Genomic DNA, 20,183 nt, shown 5'->3' on the forward strand with positions numbered 1-20,183 from the left:
TTCTCCGATAACCAGGTTTAATGATAGATTTTAACGCCCTTTTTTCTGCTGATACTCCCACGTCCCAAACCGTGCTACCCGGCGGGGTTTTTGCTGCTGGCAACGCTACGCCCGCCCCTGCCTCCAGCCCCGAAGACATAGTGAGCGGGTTAAATGAACCCCAACGCCAAGCGGTAGAGCACTATGGTCGCCCCCTGTTAGTAATGGCAGGAGCAGGCTCAGGAAAAACGCGGGTACTCACTCGACGTATCGCCTATTTGTTGGCTACTGACCGCGCACGTCCAGAACAGATATTAGCGATTACATTTACTAACAAGGCAGCCGCAGAAATGCGCGAACGGGTCAGCTCCCTAGTAGGAGAGCAAGCCGGGAAAATGTGGGTATCAACTTTTCACTCTGCCTGCGTGCGAATCTTACGGCGATATGCGGATGCTGCTGGTCTAAAATCCTCGTTCACTATTTATGACCAGGCGGATGCAACCCGTCTAGTGTCCATGATTTTGAAAGAAGCACAATTAGACCCCAAGCGTTTTCCGGCGAAAAAGATTCAAGGAAGAATCTCTGATTTGAAAAACTCGCTCATTGATCCGGACACTTATGTTAGTTCTGCTGGTCTAGGTGCTGATGCAGAAGTGGTAGCGAAAGTTTACCCCATCTATCAGCGTCGCCTTAAAGCCGCAAATGCCCTAGATTTCGATGATTTAATCATGCGTACGGTACAGTTGTTTCAGACGAATTCCCTGGTACAGGCGAGTTTTTGTCACCGTTTCCGTCACGTCCTGGTAGATGAGTATCAAGATACTAACCATGCCCAATATATTCTGGTGAAGCTACTGGCAGGAGTGTCCGGAGCAGCCGTAGATAACGCTGTTCAAGACGTTAATAGCGCCAGCGCTATCGGGCAAGTAACTCCGGCAGAACTGACCGTAGTAGGAGACTCTGACCAGTCTATATATGCTTTTCGCGGAGCAACCGTCCGTAATATTGAAGAGTTCGAGAAAGATTTCCCCGGAGCTACCACCGTCTACCTGGAACAAAATTATCGTTCCAGTGGAAATATTTTAGCGGCGGCGAACGCAGTTATTTCCCATAATAAGACTCGACACAAGAAGAGACTCTGGACTGCCTCAGGTGAGGGCGAAAAAGTGGGGGTCAGGGTATCCTCCGGTGACCGCGAAGAAGCTCTCGGTGTGGTTGAAGAAATCAATAAACTGGTTAGCGGTAAATATACCTATGGAGATATTGCGATTTTTTACCGGATTAACGCCCATTCGCGCCTCTTGGAAGAAACTTTGACCCACGCCGGTATTCCTTACCGGATTATTGGGGGCACCAAGTTCTATGAACGAAAAGAAATCAAAGACGCTATCGCTTATCTGCAGTTGGTGGCTAACCCCGACGATACGGTTTCTTTCTTCCGGGTGATTAACACTCCGAAACGTTCATTGGGAGACAAGGCACAGGACGCTCTCCAAGCCGCAGCGAATATTTATGATATTTCTCCTGGTAGGGCTGTCGCTTTGGTTTGGTTTCAAGAGTTAGGTGAGCAGTATCCCGAGCTGAGCCTCGACCCTAATCTGTCTGGTTTAAGCGAAACTGTTTCCAAAACTACGCAAGTTACCGGCTTACCGGCGCGGGCACGCACAAATATTGCCAAGTTTTGGGATTGCCTGGTTCAAGCCCGAAAAGCATATGTAGAGGGCGAACCATTAAAGGATATTTTACAAAAAGTGCTCACCGGTTCCGGTTATTTAGATTCGCTGCAAGCATCTAAAGATCCGCAGGACGGGGTACGCCTAGATAACCTCTCGGAGTTCTATAACGTGGCTTCCCAATTCAGTCAGGACGAACCTGAGGGTACTTTAGTGGATTTCTTAGAGCGGATTGCCCTGGTGGCCGATGCGGATCAACTGCCCGGTGACCAGCGGGGACAAGTTACTTTAATGACCGTACATATGGCGAAGGGTCTAGAGTTCCCGGTGGTGTTTGTGACGGGATTGGAGGAAGGAACTTTCCCGCATTCTCGGGCTTTAGGGGAAGTTGCGGAGATGGCGGAGGAGCGCCGCCTAGCCTATGTGGCGATTACCCGCGCGCAGCAGAAAGTGTATTTGACTGCTGCCCACAACCGGCAAATGTGGGGTGAAAGTCGCTGGCAGCCGCTTTCACCGTTCCTACTCGATGTGCCAAGCGATTTGCTAGATAAGCCGGAGCAGCTAACTAAGAACAATTCTCAGTTTGATTTCTCCTCAGCCAGTTCTGCCTGGGGGTTGGGTGATAGTTGGGGTAATACTTCCCGAGGACGCAGCGGTAGTTATGGCAATCGTGGCAGCAACTATGCTAAGCAGCAAGGAGCTTCCAGGTATCGCGAGGACGAAGCTAGTAGCCCGGCTTTTGGAGCGGGAGGTGTCGGCAAGGTTACTCGTAGGCAGACGGGGAAGGTGAAGCGCTTGGGAACCGAGCTGGGGGCACGTACCGATGCGAATGCCTCAATTGGGAAAGCTGTGGGAGTGAGCACTGGAGATAGCGTCCGCCATGACAAGTTTGGGGAAGGCGTTGTGATTTCGATTGAGGGAAGCGGGCGTTCCAAGAGCGCAAAAGTGGAGTTTTCGGGGGGCGTAACTAAACGGTTACTGCTGCGTCTAGCGCCCATGGAGAAAATCTAGCCGTCCGGAGCTGGGCGGTTATTCCTGGTCTTAATCAGTTGTCCTGAAAAATAATAGTGGGGGGGTTGGGCAAAGTGCCCAACCCCCCCACTATTTTGGCTCTACCCGACCTCAAAGGGTTTGGTAAGCAAAAAGAGGTCTAGAGGATTCCCAGTTCCTTAACGGTAGCGATTTCCTCTTCAGCTGCCTTCGCGTTTGCTACGATATGCTGCTTGGTCTTTTCGGGGAGCTCCAGACCTTCCACTACCTGGTACTGTCCGTCTTTGCAAATGACGGGCATACCGTAGATGAGGCCTTCAGGAACCCCGTATTCGCCGTGAGAAGGACCGGCAATAGTGGTCCAGTCGCCCTCTGGCGTTCCCAAAGCCCAAGAATGCATATGGTCGATAGCCGCCGAAGCCGCCGAAGCCGCCGAAGAAGCACCCCGCGCCTCGATAATGGCAGCACCCCGCTTAGCTACGGTAGGTACGAAGTAGTCGTCCAACCAAGCCTCATCAACCAGTTCCGGAGCCGGCTTGCCATCAACGGTAGCGAATGTGAGGTCGGGGTATTGGTCAGCAGAGTGATTACCCCACACGATCATCTTCTTGATGTTTTTGACTGCCGCGCCAGTCTTTTCGGCTAGCTGGGAGATAGCGCGGTTGTGATCTAGGCGCATCATAGCGGTGAAACGCTCTGCCGGTACGTCCGGAGCGGATTTGCAAGCAATATAGGCGTTGGTGTTCGCCGGATTTCCTACTACTAATACCCGAATGTCATCAGCTGCATGGTCGTTAATAGCTTTACCTTGCGGACCGAAAATACCGCCATTAGCGGCCAAAAGGTCAGCGCGTTCCATACCTTTACCGCGCGGACGAGCTCCAACTAACAAACCATAGGAGCATCCCTCAAAAGCTTTATTGGCATCGTCGTAAATATCTACCCCAGCAAGCAGCGGGAAGGCGGCATCGTTTAGTTCCATTGCGGTTCCCTCGGCAGCTTTAACTGCCTGTGGGATTTCTAGCAGGTTTAGTTTTACCGGCTGATCGGGGCCGAGCATCGCGCCAGAAGCAATACGGAATAGGAGGGCGTAGCCAATGTTACCGGCAGCACCAGTAACGGTTACGGTAACAGGTTTTTTGCAGCAACATTCTGCCATGTGATTCTCCTTTGAAGAGAGGTTGTTATCTACCGACCGCGCGGTCGGTCAAGCCAAGTAGACTTATGATTACACCCTAGCGCTTTAGGGTGCTATCTGCCACCATCAATGAATAAATGTCAGAACAAAGATGCAGATAGTGTCGCGCTTAAATATTGCAAGGTGTAGTGGGTATTCCTTGGGCTAGGACACCGATAGTTCGGGTATTAGCCCGGTAGTTTTGTGGTTTCAACTGTCTAGCGGAGTTATCGCGGTAGGAAATGACCCTACTTGTTGCTGCCGGTAAAAACAGTATGTTCGTAAAGGAAAAAACGCAGGATTGTGCCTAGCACCAGACCGATTATGTTGGCAGAGATATTGTCTGCCAACAGAGAGGTAAAGCCTAGTAGATAGTGGCTTACCCCCAAGCAGATAACGGCGGGAAGCATCCCTAAACCGTTCACTACTAAGAAACCTATGAACTCTTGTACCGGATTTTTTGTGCGTTTATGGCGGAACGTCCAGTACCGATTCACTATCCAAGAGAAAACGGTAGCCGCACCGGCAGCTAGAATTTTAGAGGTGAGAGGATGGGAAGAAAAAATACCTAGCATCAACAGGTTGAATATTGAAATATCCACCAGATAGTTCATTCCCCCAACCAGGCAGAATTTAATAATACGAACCAGGCGACCAGGGGCGCGAAAATAGCTTATTATTTTTTGCACAACTAAAAGTTACAGGCGGGAATAAACCGGAGTTAGCTGAGCGGTACGCTGGTTTGAAAGTCTGTCTGTGCGGCGACCGTCAGCTAACTGACCCTGCGCCCAGTTGCCAAGACACCGCATATCGTTTTGTTTGTTCAGCATACAGGTGAAAGTGCTGCCCATAAACAAGGTGGAACGCTCACCCGGTTTCAGATAAGAATCTAATCCGCTGATACGAGGAGCAGCTCCAATGGGCTGAGTGTCAGTTAGACCTACGCGGGAAGTTAGCGGAATGTTTGACCCAAGTTGCCCAAAATCGTTGCGTCCCCAACAGTAGGTGCTGCCACTGGTAGTAACCGCACAAGCCCCGTAATTCCCTAAGTAAACTTGTCCTACCTGGGGTAGAGCGCTTACCAGTTCCGGCTGTGAAACCGCACCTCTCGCCATGAGGTTTCCGGGTTTGCCAGCCTGTCCATCAGTATTTACCCCCCAACAATAAAGCCGTTTACTCTCGGCGATAGCGCAGGAGTAATCACCGGCTGCCCGCAGGGAGGTGAACTTCATATCTGATACCCGAGTGGGGCGCAGCTGATAGCCAAGAGTTAGGAGATCATTGCGAGCATCAAAACGGGAATTGACCCCCCAGCAATACACGGTGGAATCTTGCCTGAGGGCGCAGGTGTGATCATTGCCGGTAGCAACCTCTTTCACGTCGGTCATTACCGCGACCGGTTTGAGCTGGTTGCCGATGTTGGTACTGTTGCCAATCTGAGCCATGTCATTAGCTCCCCAGCAGGTCAGTACCCCGGAGTTGGAAAGAGCGCAGGTGTGGCGTCCTCCCACAGAAATTTGTGCCGTATCTGCGGGTAAGGAGCTAACTCGGAGAGGATTAAAAGAACCAGAAAGTTCATTTCGGGGACGAACTTGTCCTAGTTGTCCATAAGCATTATCGCCCCAGCAGTAAACATAGCTGTCAGTGCCAAGAGCACAGGTGTGCTCCCTGCCCGTGGCAATCTGCGTGAACTTCACTGGCTGATTCGCTATTGTTTGCGGAATAATAGCGGGTTGGCGCGTGATTGGAATACCTAGCTGACCAGATTCATTAACCCCCCAACAGCGTGCCGTGCCATCAGTGCGCAGCCCGCAGGCAAAGGAACCTGAAGCAGAGGCTCGCCGTAAATCTTGTGCAACCCCCACTGGTTGTACGGTGTCGGAGGGGGATTGGGTGGGGTTAAACGTTGGAACTGGGGACGGTCCGGGTTGAACCGGGCGGAGAGAAAGGATAATTCGCGGTCCGTTAAAGGTAGGAGTAGGAGAAGGACCGGGCATTAACGGTTCATATTCGGAGGAGGAATCGGTGGTGGTAGTGGTAGTAGTAGGTTGCGGGTTCACCGGTGTCAAGGTTAGTTCATAGGTAGGTTTGGTCGATCCCGCAATTGAGGTGGTGGGAGAAATAATTAATGCTCCCAGGATGATTAGCACTGCCAGTACGGCTAAGGCTACCTGTACTGCAATACGGCGCTTAGACGTGGCATCGCGCATCCGAAATCACCTCCTGCCCTACCGCAGGTATAATCCAACTAACCTGAGTATATTCTAACTTATTATTAACGAACTTTAAAGTCTGAAATCTGGATAATCTTTTCTTGTTTGTGGCAAACTTTTGTGTTTTGGTAACGGCTAAGGTCATCTGCGGTAACCTGTAGCTATGAGTATTTTAGTTACGGGAGGTGCCGGTTATATTGGCGCCCATGTGGTTCGTCTCTTACAGCAACGTGGAGAAAAGGTAGTAGTTGTTGATGACCTCTCCTACGGTAGTCCTACCCGGATTGGGGACGCGAAACTGGTGCAACTTGATGTAGCCAGTTCCGGGGCTCGTAAGGTTTTATTCCAAACTCTCATTGACGAGGACGTCACGGCAGTTATCCATTTTGCTGCGCGTAAACAGGTGGGGGAATCGGTAGAAAAACCCATGTGGTACTACCAGCAGAACGTTGGGGGACTGGCCAATATGATGTCCGCTATGCGTGATGCCGGAGTTCGGCAAATGATTTTCTCCTCCTCAGCGGCAGTCTATGGGCAGCCAGATGTGCCAGTGGTACCGGAAGAACTTGCCGGTAAACCAATCAATCCCTATGGGGAAACCAAATTGATTGGGGAATGGATGATGGCGGACTGTGAACGCGCCTGGGGGCTGCGTTGGATTGGTTTGCGTTACTTTAATGTTGCTGGATCTGGCTGGGACGATTTGGGCGATCCTGCCCGACTTAACCTAATCCCGATGGTGCTTGAACGCCTGGCAAAGGGCAAACACCCAGCTATCTTTGGTAGTGATTATGACACTCCTGATGGTACGTGCGTGCGCGACTATATCCACGTAAAAGACCTGGCTGAAGCACATTTACATGCTCTTGATTATGTCGCTTCCGGTCAAGAGATGGAACACCATACTTTCAATGTGGGGACTGGGCAAGGTACTTCCGTAAAAGAAATTGTAGAGGGATTGCGACAGGTTACCGGGATTGATTTCCAAGCCGATGAGCAGCCTCGCCGCGCCGGGGATCCTGCTCAGCTAATCGGGGATACTACCCGGATTCGCGTTGATTTGGATTGGAAAGCAGAATACGGAGTCAAGGAGATTCTTGAATCTGCCTGGAGTGCTTGGCAGGCAGGTCCAGATAAAATTGAAGGACTATAAACAGCAAATATAGTCCCGTTCTCTATCTTTTCCGGGGTTGATAGGAATACTTTCTATCAACCCCGGAAAAATTTATTTCTTCTACGCTTGTAGTGTTTGAAGATACCAATGATTTGGGATTCTAAGGTACTGCAGATTTGGGGCTAATGTCAGAATGGGTATTAGCCCCAAATTTTCTAAATCTCGACTACTTAAACGATCTCTTTGGTGTTTTCAGTGATGATAACAGGTAGGAAATCTTCTATATCTTAAAGCCTAAGGATTTCCGGTAGAGATTTCGCGCCGTCACGATTAGCTTCCGATTGTCTCAGAATCAAGAATTATCTTCTATCTAGTTGTATGAAAAGCAAACTATCGTATTAAATCTGTGTGTTTTAAGAAAGATAATTGCAAAAAATCGCACCTAATATGGCTCGAAACTGAGTTATTTCTTAGCAGATTGATGCGAAAATGACGGTGAATGCGACGTGGCATTGGAAAAACCTAATCACTAAGGAGTGATGATGAAAAAGATAGCGAAACTTGCAACAGTTTGTGCACTAGCTCTAACCGTAGGCGGGTTAAGTGGATGTAGCAGTGGGGGTAGTACCTCAAAAGGCAATGATTCAGAGATACTTGTATGGAGTCAGGTTACTGGCCCCGATGCGAAGGCGGCAAAAACTACTTTCGACGCTTATAACAAGACTAATCCGCGCGTAAAAGTAAAGATGCTAACGATGAAGAAAGACACCTTTAACGCGAAGCTAGCTACTACCGCTCGTAGCGGAAAGGATGTTCCTGATATAGCTTGGGTGGCTTCCGAGGAAGTTCCTTCCTGGCAGAGTCAGGGTATTTTGGAAACTTGGGATGAGCTCATTAAAGGTACAAAACTAAGAAATGATGCTTACTTGCCTGCCGCCTGGAAAGCAGGTCAGGTTGAGAACTCCCAATATGGCATTCCGGGAACCATGGGAACCTGGGTTATGTATTACAACAAGGATTTAGTTAAAAAATATGTACCAGGGGCAATGGATGACGGTATTGCCACTTTTGAAGAAATTGAAAAAGCTGGTGCTGCCGCAAAAGCGGATGGTATTTATTCATACTCTAACTCCTGGCCATTCCAAAACTACGACAATCTTTATCTCCAAATGGGCGGTAAATGGACAGATGGTAGCGGCAGCATCTCGGTTGATAACCAGACTTCCACCAAAGTTTTTGAGGAGCTAAAAAAGCTTAATGAAGTGGGTTATATGGTTCCAAACGGTAAAGAAGCAATCAAGCTATTCATGAACGGTAAGCTGATTTTTATGCCAGAGGGTACATGGCAACTCTCCACAGTTAAAGATGCTAGCTTCGATTGGGGAGAAACAACCGTTCCCCAGTGGAATCCAGAGAACCTGGTTCAATGTTCAGGCGCTGACCAATACGTGATCGTTAAAAATAAAAATGGACGATCAGAACAGAAACAAAAGGGCATGGTCGCTTTTATGGAATGGTTGCAGTCTAACCAACTAGAAATGCTTAAGTCAGGGGCCAATCCCTCGGCCAAAGCCATGTTAGATAATCCGGAATATGCAAGTATGCCGCAATCTTTCTTGCTAAAACAGGAGAAAATTGCCAAAGCTGTGCAGGTAATCAATACTCCTGGACTCAGCTACGTAAACACCGAGATTGATGCGAGAGCATGGGACATGATTACCGGTAAAGCCGAGATTAAACAAACAATGCAGCAAATACAGAAAATTGCTGAGCAAAAGATGAAGAAATGACGCTTATACCTGTTTGTCGGGTGGACTTCAAGTAAGCTCACCCGACAAACAAGCAATAAAACAGGTCAATAGATAAATAGGTTTATATTTATGAAATCCGAACTAAGCAGGTGTAAGAGCAATATGCTTAATGGACTATGGGCGGCTCTGTTCGTAGGACCACATAGCATTTTATTTATATTATTCTTTTTGATTCCGGTCCTATATGGAATCTACGCGTCATTTACTGACTGGTCTCTGTTTGATAATCCCAGCTGGGCGGGAATTGCTAACTATAAAGAGCTCCTATTCGATAGTAATTCTATATTTCACGAACAACTGGTTAAGGGGCTATCCGCTACGCTAGTTTTCGTTATATTTACAGTGCCGCTTTGCATAGTAGTTCCTCTGATGCTTGCGTTTATGCTGCAAACACAAAAAAGATTAAAAAAGATTTTTCAAGCAGTTTTCTATATTCCCTCCATGTTTGCAGTATCAGCTGTCATGCTAATTTTTGCATTCTTGTTAAGTCGTTCTTATGGCCCGCTCTCCCAATGGTTTGGTGTTGATGTTAATGTTACTCAAACACAGCCTTACGCTTGGATTGTATTGATATTAGTTACTGTATGGTGGTGTATAGGGCAAAACCTGATAATTTACATTGCTGCTCTAGGTGGAGTGTCGCAAGAACAAATTGATGCGGCTAGAATTGATGGAGCATCAAATCTACGTATACTTCGCCAAATTCAACTTCCCAGTATCCAGCTACCAATGCTTTTCACAGTTATCACGACCACCGTTCTGCAGTTTAATGTATACGGTCAACCTCTAATGCTGACAAATGGTGGTCCGAATGAATCCACGAAGGTTCTACTTATGAGCATTCAACAGAATGCGTTTGGATCCGGAGTGCCGGTTGCAGGAATGGCATCAGCGATGGCAACGATATTAGGTCTAGTTATTATCCTGGTTTCCGCAGTCGAGCTCATCATTTTAAGACTCTGTCAAAAGTAGGTAAATCATGAAGTTTAAAACCGTTGAAAAACTCTTCGCGGGAGTTGTGCTTCTAGCTCTTTCTGTCCTATGGATTATTCCTGTAGTTTGGGCATTTTTTACTTCATTTAAATCAAAAAATGAAATTATTTCTAGTGGTTTTAGTCTGATTCCAAATAAATTTACTCTTGCTAACTATATCGAGCTACTAGGTTCCAATGAGCAGACTCCTGTATTAACTTGGTTCGTCAATTCATTAATAATCTCAGTGGGTCAAACTCTCTTGGTATTAATAGTAGTTTCGTTGGCTGCTTACGGTTATACTCGAGTTAATTTTAAAGGTAGGGATGTACTTTTCTTATTCTTGCTATCGACTATGATGTTTCCGTCCGTCCTTAGCTTAATTCCCAATTATAAAATTGTAGACACTTTAGGACTGTTGAATTCTCCTCTGGCCGTGATATTGCCAGGTGCAGCAGGCGTATATAACGTTTTTCTTGTTCACCAGTTTGCCAAAGCGATACCTGATGAGCTCGATGAGGCCGCTAGGATAGATGGAGCAAATCATCTGCAAGTTTATTGGCATGTAATCATGCCGCTATTAAAACCTGCGCTAACAGTAGTGGCATTATTTACTTTTACGGCAGCTTGGAATGACTTTTTATGGCCATCAATCGTGCTTACTGATGTAGAGAGTATGGCTATAACCCCTGGGTTACAGCTATTGCAAGGACAATATGAGACCTATCCGGGAATCTCTACTGCTGGAGCATTGGTAGCCCTGCTACCAATGCTAGGCATATTCATTTTTGCTCAGAAATATTTTATGGAAGCGCTGCATATGACTAGCGGCATTAAATAAATAGGAGAAATCCCTTGAACTACTTACGCAATGAATACCCTCGTCCGCAATTTGAAAGAGAAAACTGGATAAACCTAAATGGTGTTTGGAACTTCTGCTTTGATGACGAAGATAAAGGATTGCAGCAACGCTGGTATCTTTCAAACCAGCCTTTTGATAGGAAAATAAATGTACCTTTTGTGTATGAGAGTGAACTAAGCGGTATTAACTGTCAAGATCGACATGACATTATCTGGTATAAACGGGAATTTGAGCTTCCCGAGTTATCTCCGCAAGAGAATTTGATTCTTCATTTTGGAGCAGTTGACTATCAAGCAAAGGTGTTTCTTAACGGACAACTAGTTAAGGAACATACTGGAGGTGAAACCCCATTTTCAGTCAATATCACTCCGTTCCTTAAGGAAGAGACCTCTCAAAGTCTCTGTCTACGAGTCTATGATCCGCTGGAAAATCAGGAGATACCAAGGGGAAAGCAGTTTTGGGAGTCCTGTTCTAAGGGAATTTGGTACACCCGCAGCAGTGGGATTTGGCAAACGGTATGGATGGAAGTGGTAGAACATCAACATATCGAATCCCTAGGGATGAAACCTGATGTGGATAAGGGCTCTGTCGAGCTTTCTATTGGGTTAAAAAACCAGAATAAAAATAACTGGATAGATTTAAGAATCTATTACCGCGACCTATTGGTGACAGAAACTCGCACCAGGTGTATCGAAAATAGGCTAAAGATAACCGTTGATATTGTGCAGTCTGATATTTTCAAGACAGGATTCCACGGTCCTGAGGAGTACATTTGGAGTCCGGAATATCCTAATCTGTTTTCGGTCGAACTAACCCTGATAGATTCTGATTCACAACGTGAACGAGATTTTATAAAAAGCTATTTTGGAATGCGTAAAATTCATTCTGAAAATGGAATCATATATTTGAACAATAAACCTTACTATCAAAAACTTATCCTTGACCAGGGATATTGGCCTAAGAGTTTACTGACTGCGCCTAGCGACGCAGACTATCGACAGGATATTACTCTCGCCAAACAGATGGGATTTAACGGATGTCGCAAACATCAAAAACTAGAAGATCCTCGGTTTCTTTATTGGGCGGACAAGCTGGGGTATCTGGTATGGGAAGAATGCTCTTCTACCCCCCTGTTTACCACACAATCACAAATTGCTATCCTTGATTCTTGGAAAGAAACGTACCTGCGAGACCGCAATCATCCGTGTATCGTTGCGTGGGTTCCGTTAAATGAAAGCTGGGGAGTGCCGAATATTCATGCTGACGAGAGTCAGCAGCATTGGGCTCAGAGTTTGTACCATTTTTTACACTCGCTCGACAACACTCGTTTAGTTAGTTCTAATGATGGATGGGATCAGACCATCACTGATATCTGCGCAATTCACAATTATCGATTTGGTAGAAGCGTAGTCGATTCCGAATTTACGGATTTTCGCGAGAATCTAGAATCGAAAGAAACGCTGGTTTCACAGTTAATCAGTGGACGTCCAGTGTATGCTAATGGATTCGACTACAAAGGGGAGCCCATTCTTATCACGGAATGTGGTGGTATCGGATTTGCCACTGATCAGGCTTCGGATTGGAGTTACCTCAATGTATCTTCCGACTCAGATTTCCTATCGGCTTATCGTAGACTTATCTCGGCTCTTTATTCCTCCAAGGATGTTCAGGGATTTTGCTACACCCAGCTAACAGATGTCGAGCAAGAAGTAAATGGGTTACTAACCTATGACCGTAAGCCCAAATTTGATTTGGAGAAACTACGCGAGATTAACGCAAATAACAAGCTGTACAGTTAAAATCTCTAGAGTTAATAATCAGTCGCATAGAGCCTGGAGAGCGTCGGATATGGAACTTCGTTTGGACGATGAATCTCTGGTGGTCTACCGGGCTCTAGCTTCTGATTCACGCTTGAGCATCCTGAAAAAGTTATCTCAGGAGCCGGCAACTGCCAGTGAGTTAGCGAAAAGTCTGCATCTTAGTAAAACAACTCTATCTAGACATCTAAGCCAATTACGGCAAGCAGGATTGGTTCAAGTAAAAGATGATACGAACAATAGGGATCGGCGACGAAAGCTAGTTTACTTGACTGTGGATTCCGCTGAAATAGTTTTTCCTTCAAAAATATATCTACCGTTCGAACGGGTTACCCAGAAGACTCCAGTTGGGTACTATTCAGATTTCCAAGTTGAACCAACCTGTGGTCTAGCCAGTCGAAATGATGTCATAGGAGTGATTGATGATCCTCGTAGCTTCACCTATAACGAGCGAATAAGAGCTGAACTGCTTTGGTTTTCATCTGGGTTTGTATTGTACCGTCTACAAAACCCTTTAGAGCCAAGTCACCGGCCGGAAATGCTTGATATTTCAATCGAGATATGTAGCGAATACCCTGGCTCTAATAATGAGTGGAAAAGTGACATCTTGTTTATAATCAACGATGTAGAAGTGGGAACATGGACCGCGCCTGGTAATTTCTCCGACGTCCGCGGGGTATTGACACCCTCTTGGTGGAAATCAAACTTAAGCCAATACGGAACCCTAATCCATCTAAGAATCAATTACGAAGACAGCTCAGTAAATGGTAAGAAAATATCTGCCTGCACTCTAAACGATTTGCGTTTACACTCATCCCCGTTTTTATCTATAAAAATAGCTAGTAAACCTAGCTCTCCTAACCAAGGGGGAGTAACTATTTTTGGTAAGCATTTCGGCAATCACGCTCAGGATATCGTAACTACCTTGTATTATTCGAAACCTAAAGATGCAAAAAACCAATAGCGCTATTTGAACTGGTGATATTGATTAGGCTGTAAAGTACCCTGTTGGAAGGATTTCCAAAAAGATGGGGATTTATTGGGGTCGAGCTGTACCATCGCCCCATGTCCTCCCTTGTAATAGGCCAATTTGGAAATCGGGGGAGCTCCGGTCAAGTTATTACTTGTTGCACTGCGATACGTGAGCATTAGCTTCCCCAATGCCCACAAACCGGAATCATTATCGGTAGTCAGGTTCTGAGCACCCACATTAGCCAGGTCTCGCTGCTTAAAGGGATTGACAAAAGTAGAAGTAGTAACGAGAGAACTTGACAGTTTAGAAAGCACTTGCCGTTGCCGTTCTGCCCTGCCAATATCGCCCTTGGGGTCTTGATGTCGCATCCGGGAAAACGCAAGTGAGGTAGCGCCATCTGCTTGATGGCAACCGCTTTTCCACTTTAGACCAGAATCATGATCATCAACGTCATAATCAAGGCATAGCTCTACGCCGCCCACAGCATCTACCAGCTGAGTAACCGCTCCCATAGTGACCTCAAGATAGTGGTCAATTTTTACTCCGCTCAGCTCTTCCACCGTCCTTACCAGCAATTTTGGACCACCAAAAGCGTAGGAGGCATTCAATTTATTTAGACCGTGTCCCGGAATAGTAACTGCGCTGTCGCGGGGGAGAGACACTACCTCGGCGGTAGAGTTCACCTTGCGCACCAGCATAATGGAATCAGTACGTGCGCCTTTCGTTGCATCACTAACGCCGCCATCAGCCCCGTTTGAACGTTTATCAGACCCGGCTATTAACCAGGTTTCGCCCTCGCCACTAGAACGATTCGAGAGGGCGTCTACCCGGTTTAACTGGGAATCCACTAGGTAGCAAAGGTAAAAAGGCCAGGTAATAACGAAAACTAGGAGCAACACGGCGACTGTTGCGATAATTCTTTTAGCTCCGATTCTAGAGCTCCTGGTTTTGCGTCTTTTCGGGCTGGGAATCGGTTCTAACTGACCGCGTTTTTCCGGAACCGAGCGGTTTTGTGGGACCTCCGACAAGCTATTTTGGCTCATTATACGGGTGGGAACCGGAGTGTTTCTACCCGCAAAACGTGAGGTCGAAGCATTTTGGGTAGGTAATTTTGTCGCTGGTGGGAACGCGGGCGCAGCATTTTGGGAATCAGAATTTCTAAGACGCTTAGAAATAGCGGGACGCGAGACAGGTTTGAAAGAGGGAGGAAAAGAACGGTCATCTTGCCCGGTTTCATTTTTCGCTAAGGCAGCGGGATTGCCAGCTACCCCTGGACGGGGCCGGCGTTGTTGCGGGGAATAGGAGGGCGGAGAATCTGGCTGCGTGAGGCGGCGTGACCTTTTAGGCGGGGGAAAAGACTGTGGGGGATTATTCTGACTCAAGGTATTCTCTCCCTAATCGGTATCCAGATTTAATTATTAATTTCCGGCTTCACATTTTCGTTGTAGTTGCGCTAACTCTTCGGGAGTAATACCGATGTTAGGTGATTTACTGTCCTGTTTACCGCTTGAACTAGATTTAGAGCTTCTAGGATTTTTGCTAGGAGTAGTGGAAGCCGATTCGGTAGCCGTACTCGAAGGTTCTTTGCTAGATGGAGCTGTCTCATTTGCTGAAATAGTGTAGACCTTGTTATTCCCATCGCGAACTTGGATACCAGATGGCAGCGAGGTGTCTTTCTTAAAGGCCTCCCAAATAGGGCGGGTTTCGTTTTCTTTAACTACCACTCGGTTTGGGTCTGAAGGAGCAGGATAGGTTGGTAGGGTAACGAAGCGCAAATTATCTGGCTTAATAGACTGCAACGACCATCCTAATCCCCCCAACTCGGTAGTTGAAGATAAGCCTTCCGATACGGTTAGGGAAGCTAAACCACTACCTAGAAAACCATAAAGTTGATTTAAAGAAGTGAGAATGTTTTTGTTCAAAGCCGTGCGCGCCATTATTCCCATAAGTTGCTGCTGACGCTGGATTCGATGTAAATCAGAACCATCTGAACCTTTAACGCCATGCCTTACCCTGGCATATTCCAATGCTTGTTTTCCATCGAAATGCTTGCATCCAGGTTTTAAATCTAAACCAGTGTTGGGGTCTTTAATCTCGGTGGGGATATAGATGTTTATCCCTCCAAGCGCGTTAATCATGGAAGCGAAGCCGCTGAAGTCTACCAAGATGGATTCATCAACTTTTAAACCGGTTAATTGTTCAACAGTTTTCCAGGTGCAAGCCACTGCGGTAGCGCGATTCCCGCCCTGAAAACCTATGGAATAAGCCCAGTTAAATTGAGCTTTTCGAGGTTTGGATAGCGAATTGTCTGCGAGTTTGCATCGAGGGATATTAACCAGCAGATCTCTGGGGATTGATACTACTTCTACTCGCGACCTGTCAGCTGAAATATGCATAAGCATGGTGGTGTCAGAACGTTCGGTGGGGTCGTTGCCGCCTCCGAGTTCTTTGTTTTCCTTCCCATCTCTAGTATCTGAGCCAATCACCAGCAGGTTAATAGGTTTTCCGCTATAAGAATCCGGAGGGTTTCGATTAAGGACTTTAGCGACGGTTATCGTAGATGTTCGATTGGAGAGGTCGCTATAGATGAGAGTTGCGGCTGTAACGGCAAAGGAAACTGCTAGTACAACCGCCACCGATAGAAAGCGCTTTAGCTTGCTGGGGCGTGGGGGATTAATTGCGTGCCCTATACGTCCGCAGTAAACCGCGGGATTCTTCTTGTGCGAACTCACGTGAGCTACTCTATCTTGTTCGCAGCGAATTGTAACGATTTGGATAAGGAGTTAGGGAAGTTGCCAGTCAATAGGGCAAGCTCCCATTTGCTGTAGCAAAGAATTGGTGCGCGAAAATGGTCGAGAACCAAAGAATCCACGGGAGGCGGATAGAGGCGAAGGATGTGGGGACTGAATGGTGGGGGTGTCGCCAAGAGCGGGAGCTAAGGATTGTGCCTGTTTGCCCCAAAGGATGGCTACCAGAGGACGATTGCGTTTTATCAGAGCCGAAAGTGCCTGGTCGGTTACCTCTTCCCAGCCGCGTCCCTGGTGGGAACCAGCCTGATTAGGAATCACCGTCAGCACCCTGTTTAGCAGCATTACTCCTCGCTCAGCCCAAGGGCGCAAATCTCCCGATGTTGGATAGGCGCATCCTAAATCATCGTGCAGTTCCCGAAAGATGTTATTTAATGATTTAGGAATGGGTACTCCTGGTTTTACCGAAAACGAAAGTCCCATCGCATTTCCAGGAGTGGGGTACGGATCTTGCCCTACGATTAGCACTTTTACCTGGTCTAGCGGGTAAGTGAATGCGCGGAAAATATCCGCGCCAGCCGGTAGATAATTGTTGCCTCCTTTGCGCAGCATTTGACCCATTTCGGTAATTTTAGGGGCTGCTGGCTGCATGGCTGAGGCCCAGGAGGGGTGCATAATGTTTTCCAGGTTGCTACTCATGCTGCTACTTTACCCTGTGTACGCACATAAACCATGAGGGACAAATCTACTTTATCGGCGTGGCAGGTGCGAGGCGATTGTGATGATGCAGCTAAGGTTAGGCATGTGAGCAAACAAGAGTTTCCGCCAGACGAATTTGATGCCATGAGCGAGATAGGTCCATCGGGTGCACATCGACGTCCTGTAAGACGTTGGCATGCCCTTTTGCCGATTTTAATCGTGTTAGTTCTCGGACCGGCGCTGGCTTGGGGTGGGGTAGCGCTTTTGAAAACCACTGGCAAAATCAGTGATAGTACCACCACAACTTCTCCTGCTCCTAGTGCAACTGTGTCTACTCCCACTACTGCTCCTACGAAAATCGCCAAGCCTGAGGATACTGCTTCTCCGGGTTCTTCTGATGATTCGCAGTCCCCAGCTCCTGCGGCTAATAAAGAAAAAGTGCGAGTGCGGGTACTTAACGCTTCCAAACGTTCCGGATGGGCAAAGGAAATCGCTGATAAGCTGCAATCTGGCGGTTTTACCAATCCGGTGGCTACCAATTCTAAGGCTCGCGGTTTAGATGGTTCTACGGTGCTTTATAACGGTGACGAATATAAAGCTGCCGCGCAGGAAGCTGCACAACTTGCGGGGATTTCTATAGTTAAAAATGCTAAAGAAGGTGGCTACCAAATCGGAGATTCCGATATTGCTATCTATTTGATTGACTAACGGGATATTCCTTATCTTTGCGGTCGCTGTTGCCTTAGGCTGTCTGTTTTCTCTCTCAGGATATTTTGCGCCGTTTCGTGTCTAAAGTTTGCACTTGACCTAGGAGAGTGCCAGAATCATATTTAGCACTCGAACCTAGAGAGTGATAAAACCAAGCTCTTGGTGAGGGGGCGAGACTTCGAGACAGGATCGGAGCCTCGTCCTCGTCCGTCGCGGGCATCAAGGCTGGGCGAAAGATCTAACCGCGTGGCGCAATAGCGTCGCGATGGAGGGAATAGAAGCATATGAGCAAGATTATTGCTTTTGATGAGGAAGCTCGCCGGGGAATGGAGCGGGGGCTAAACACCCTGGCTGACACGGTGAAAGTAACGCTGGGACCGCGTGGTCGTAACGTAGTCTTGGAAAAGAAGTGGGGAGCACCCACGATTACCAAAGACGGGGTTTCGGTAGCTAAAGAAATCGATTTGGAAGATCCTTACGAAAAGATTGGCGCCGAACTGGTTAAAGAGGTCGCTAAGAAGACCGATGATGTAGCTGGTGACGGTACTACTACCGCTACTGTATTGGCTCAGGCGCTAGTGCGCGAGGGTCTGCGTAACGTGGTTGCGGGGGCGAATCCGATTGCTCTTAAGCGTGGCATTGACAAATCTGTTGAGGCGGTTGTCGATCAACTACACGCCGATGCCAAGGAAGTTGAAACTCGTGACGAGATTGCAGCTACCGCTTCTATATCGGCTAATGACCCTGAAATCGGGGCTTTGATTGCTGATGCCATGGAAAAGGTAGGCAATGAAGGTGTTATCACTGTTGAGGATTCCAACTCATTCGGTACTCACCTGGAAGTCACCGAGGGTATGCGTTTCGATAAGGGCTACATCTCTGGTTACTTTGTAACCGATGCGGATCGTCAGGAAGCTGTTCTGGAAGATCCCTACATCCTGCTGGTGGAATCGAAAGTTTCCCAGATTAAGGACCTGTTGCCGCTGCTGGAAAAGGTAATGGCTACCGGCAAACCGCTGCTGATTATTGCGGAGGACGTGGACGGGGAAGCTCTGACCACTCTAGTTTTGAATAAGATTCGCGGTACTTTCAAGGCTGCTGCGGTTAAGGCTCCGGGCTTCGGCGATCGTCGCAAGGCCATGTTGCAGGATATGGCGATTTTGACTGGCGGTCAGGTAATCTCCGAGACCGTGGGACTAACCCTGGAAAACGCCGAGCTAGATATGCTGGGCAAGGCTCGCAAAGTGGTTGTTACCAAGGATGAAACCACTATTGTTGAGGGCGCAGGCGCTAGCGAAGATATCGAGGCTCGCGTAAAGCAGATTCGCCAAGAAATCGAGAACACCGAGTCTGATTACGATCGCGAGAAACTGCAAGAACGCTTGGCTAAACTGGCCGGCGGAGTAGCGGTTATCAAGTCCGGTGCCGCCACTGAAGTTGAGATGAAAGAGCGTAAGCACCGGATCGAGGACGCAGTTCGCAACGCTAAAGCCGCGGTTGAAGAAGGTATCGTAGCTGGTGGCGGGGTTGCTCTGCTGCAGTCCGGTCTGAAAGCTTTGGACAGCTTAAAGCTAGAGGGCGACGAAGAAACTGGCGCTTCCATCGTTCGGGTTGCGCTTTCTTCTCCGATGCGTCAAATCGCAGAGAATGCTGGTTTGGAAGGCTCAGTTGTGGCAGAAAAGGTTAAGAACCTGCCAGCTGGCGAGGGTCTAAATGCCGCTACTGGCGAGTATGAAGATCTACTCAAGAGCAATATTGCTGACCCGGTTAAGGTTACTCGTTCCGCTTTGCAGAATGCAGCTTCGATTGCCGGTATGTTCTTGACCACCGAAGCGGTAGTAGCTGACAAGCCGGAGCCTCCGGCTGCACCTGGTGGTGACGATGCCGCTGCCGCGGGTATGGGTGGAATGTACTAAACCATACTCTGGCGGTTTTGCGACTTGGTTGCAAAACTAACCTGATGCTAAAAGGTGGGGGCGAACCAAATGGTTCGCCCCCACCTTTTCTATCCATTTTGGGGTGCATACGAGAAAATAGGGCTAATGCCCATTTCCGGCTCCATTTTCAGGTTAATACCTCAATCAACCCGCGGTTAGGTCTTAACCGGCAAACATAGCGGCTGCGCCACTTTCAGCATCTTCATAGCTGGCGGATGCTGCTTGAAGTGCTTGCCCGATAGAATCTAATGCTGATTCCATCTGAGCCTGTGCGGCGCGCCAACGCGCCGCACAGTCGGCAAAAGAACTGGCGGCTAGTCCGGTCCAAGATCCTTGCAGGGACTGTACCTGAGCCATCATGGCGGCGGCATCGGTGCGCAGTTGTCCCGCAATTGCGGCTGCCTGAGCGCCGGCTGCCGATACTTGCCCAGAATCTACATTGAACTGTGCCATCTTGGTTTCTCCTTAAAATAGCTGATTGATTGGCTGTCGCCCTCAATCTAGACCCTGA

At 47.8% G+C, this 20,183-nt stretch carries 16 protein-coding genes; 9 read left to right on the forward strand and 7 right to left on the reverse strand.

Annotated elements, in window-relative coordinates; translation table 11 throughout:
* The first annotated feature begins 20 nt into the window (after positions 1 to 20).
* The gene (locus tag PG728_RS05260) at positions 21 to 2,663 is read left to right on the forward strand and encodes an ATP-dependent helicase (RefSeq protein WP_270626190.1); all 2,643 of its coding nucleotides are present in this window, start codon (positions 21 to 23) and stop codon (positions 2,661 to 2,663) included.
* Between the two features lie 139 nt (positions 2,664 to 2,802).
* Here the strand turns inward: PG728_RS05260 and PG728_RS05265 are convergent, their stop codons facing one another.
* The 3 genes from PG728_RS05265 to PG728_RS05275 form a co-directional block, all read right to left on the reverse strand.
* The gene (locus PG728_RS05265) at positions 2,803 to 3,801 is read right to left on the reverse strand and encodes a malate dehydrogenase (RefSeq protein WP_270626191.1); all 999 of its coding nucleotides are present in this window, start codon (positions 3,799 to 3,801) and stop codon (positions 2,803 to 2,805) included.
* A gap of 266 nt (positions 3,802 to 4,067) precedes the next feature.
* On the reverse strand, positions 4,068 to 4,508 hold the full coding sequence (locus PG728_RS05270) for a GtrA family protein (RefSeq protein WP_270626192.1): 441 nt from the start codon (positions 4,506 to 4,508) through the stop codon (positions 4,068 to 4,070).
* A 9-nt stretch (positions 4,509 to 4,517) separates the two neighbouring features.
* The gene (locus tag PG728_RS05275) at positions 4,518 to 6,029 is read right to left on the reverse strand and encodes an RCC1 domain-containing protein (protein WP_270626193.1); all 1,512 of its coding nucleotides are present in this window, start codon (positions 6,027 to 6,029) and stop codon (positions 4,518 to 4,520) included.
* 166 nt (positions 6,030 to 6,195) lie between these two features.
* On the opposite strand from PG728_RS05275, the gene galE reads away from it, so the two are divergent.
* From galE to PG728_RS05305, 6 genes are all read left to right on the forward strand, one after another.
* Entirely contained in the window at positions 6,196 to 7,185 is a 990-nt protein-coding gene (galE, locus tag PG728_RS05280) for a UDP-glucose 4-epimerase GalE (RefSeq protein ID WP_270626194.1), read from the forward strand.
* 500 nt (positions 7,186 to 7,685) lie between these two features.
* Positions 7,686 to 8,936, forward strand: a complete 1,251-nt coding sequence (locus tag PG728_RS05285) for an extracellular solute-binding protein (protein WP_270626195.1) — start codon at positions 7,686 to 7,688, stop codon at positions 8,934 to 8,936.
* A gap of 123 nt (positions 8,937 to 9,059) precedes the next feature.
* A complete protein-coding gene (locus tag PG728_RS05290) occupies positions 9,060 to 9,929 on the forward strand; it encodes a carbohydrate ABC transporter permease (protein ID WP_270626196.1) in 870 nt (289 codons plus the stop codon).
* A gap of 7 nt (positions 9,930 to 9,936) precedes the next feature.
* Complete coding sequence (locus PG728_RS05295; RefSeq protein ID WP_072510635.1) at positions 9,937 to 10,770, forward strand: carbohydrate ABC transporter permease; 834 nt, start codon at positions 9,937 to 9,939, stop codon at positions 10,768 to 10,770.
* A gap of 14 nt (positions 10,771 to 10,784) precedes the next feature.
* A complete protein-coding gene (locus tag PG728_RS05300; RefSeq protein WP_072510636.1) occupies positions 10,785 to 12,590 on the forward strand; it encodes a glycoside hydrolase family 2 protein in 1,806 nt (601 codons plus the stop codon).
* 49 nt (positions 12,591 to 12,639) lie between these two features.
* Positions 12,640 to 13,572 carry an ArsR/SmtB family transcription factor gene (locus PG728_RS05305; RefSeq protein ID WP_072510637.1) on the forward strand — a complete coding sequence of 311 codons (933 nt, stop codon included), beginning with the start codon at positions 12,640 to 12,642 and terminating at the stop codon, positions 13,570 to 13,572.
* Between the two features lie 2 nt (positions 13,573 to 13,574).
* On the opposite strand, the gene PG728_RS05310 is transcribed toward PG728_RS05305, so the two are convergent.
* From PG728_RS05310 to PG728_RS05320, 3 genes are read right to left on the reverse strand one after another with little or no spacing between them, the layout of a single operon-like run.
* Positions 13,575 to 14,963 (reverse strand): LCP family protein, encoded by a 1,389-nt coding sequence (locus tag PG728_RS05310; RefSeq protein ID WP_270626197.1) that lies wholly within the window; start codon positions 14,961 to 14,963, stop codon positions 13,575 to 13,577.
* Positions 14,964 to 14,999: 36 nt separating this feature from the next.
* The gene (locus PG728_RS05315; protein WP_270626198.1) at positions 15,000 to 16,313 is read right to left on the reverse strand and encodes an LCP family protein; all 1,314 of its coding nucleotides are present in this window, start codon (positions 16,311 to 16,313) and stop codon (positions 15,000 to 15,002) included.
* Between the two features lie 51 nt (positions 16,314 to 16,364).
* Positions 16,365 to 17,027, reverse strand: a complete 663-nt coding sequence (locus PG728_RS05320) for a uracil-DNA glycosylase (protein ID WP_270626200.1) — start codon at positions 17,025 to 17,027, stop codon at positions 16,365 to 16,367.
* A 105-nt stretch (positions 17,028 to 17,132) separates the two neighbouring features.
* Here PG728_RS05320 and PG728_RS05325 point away from each other — a divergent pair, with 105 nt between their 5' ends.
* Positions 17,133 to 17,735 carry a LytR C-terminal domain-containing protein gene (locus PG728_RS05325; RefSeq protein ID WP_270626201.1) on the forward strand — a complete coding sequence of 201 codons (603 nt, stop codon included), beginning with the start codon at positions 17,133 to 17,135 and terminating at the stop codon, positions 17,733 to 17,735.
* A 284-nt stretch (positions 17,736 to 18,019) separates the two neighbouring features.
* Positions 18,020 to 19,651 carry a chaperonin GroEL gene (groL, locus tag PG728_RS05330; RefSeq protein ID WP_072510641.1) on the forward strand — a complete coding sequence of 544 codons (1,632 nt, stop codon included), beginning with the start codon at positions 18,020 to 18,022 and terminating at the stop codon, positions 19,649 to 19,651.
* 183 nt (positions 19,652 to 19,834) lie between these two features.
* Here groL and PG728_RS05335 read toward each other — a convergent pair whose 3' ends face one another.
* Entirely contained in the window at positions 19,835 to 20,125 is a 291-nt protein-coding gene (locus PG728_RS05335; protein WP_072510642.1) for a WXG100 family type VII secretion target, read from the reverse strand.
* Positions 20,126 to 20,183 lie beyond the last annotated feature (58 nt).

This window comes from Varibaculum timonense, assembly GCF_027694345.1.
In the GTDB taxonomy this organism is placed as follows: Bacteria; Actinomycetota; Actinomycetes; order Actinomycetales; family Actinomycetaceae; genus Varibaculum; species Varibaculum timonense_A.

Coding starts and splice junctions, on each gene's coding strand:
- PG728_RS05260 (WP_270626190.1), top strand. CDS start 21: ATGATAGATTTTAACGCCCTTTTTTCTGCTGATACTCCCACGTCCCAA.
- PG728_RS05265 (WP_270626191.1), bottom strand. CDS start 3,801: ATGGCAGAATGTTGCTGCAAAAAACCTGTTACCGTAACCGTTACTGGT.
- PG728_RS05275 (WP_270626193.1), bottom strand. CDS start 6,029: ATGCGCGATGCCACGTCTAAGCGCCGTATTGCAGTACAGGTAGCCTTA.
- galE (WP_270626194.1), top strand. CDS start 6,196: ATGAGTATTTTAGTTACGGGAGGTGCCGGTTATATTGGCGCCCATGTG.
- PG728_RS05285 (WP_270626195.1), top strand. CDS start 7,686: ATGATGAAAAAGATAGCGAAACTTGCAACAGTTTGTGCACTAGCTCTA.
- PG728_RS05290 (WP_270626196.1), top strand. CDS start 9,060: ATGCTTAATGGACTATGGGCGGCTCTGTTCGTAGGACCACATAGCATT.
- PG728_RS05295 (WP_072510635.1), top strand. CDS start 9,937: ATGAAGTTTAAAACCGTTGAAAAACTCTTCGCGGGAGTTGTGCTTCTA.
- PG728_RS05305 (WP_072510637.1), top strand. CDS start 12,640: ATGGAACTTCGTTTGGACGATGAATCTCTGGTGGTCTACCGGGCTCTA.
- PG728_RS05320 (WP_270626200.1), bottom strand. CDS start 17,027: ATGAGTAGCAACCTGGAAAACATTATGCACCCCTCCTGGGCCTCAGCC.
- groL (WP_072510641.1), top strand. CDS start 18,020: ATGAGCAAGATTATTGCTTTTGATGAGGAAGCTCGCCGGGGAATGGAG.
- PG728_RS05335 (WP_072510642.1), bottom strand. CDS start 20,125: ATGGCACAGTTCAATGTAGATTCTGGGCAAGTATCGGCAGCCGGCGCT.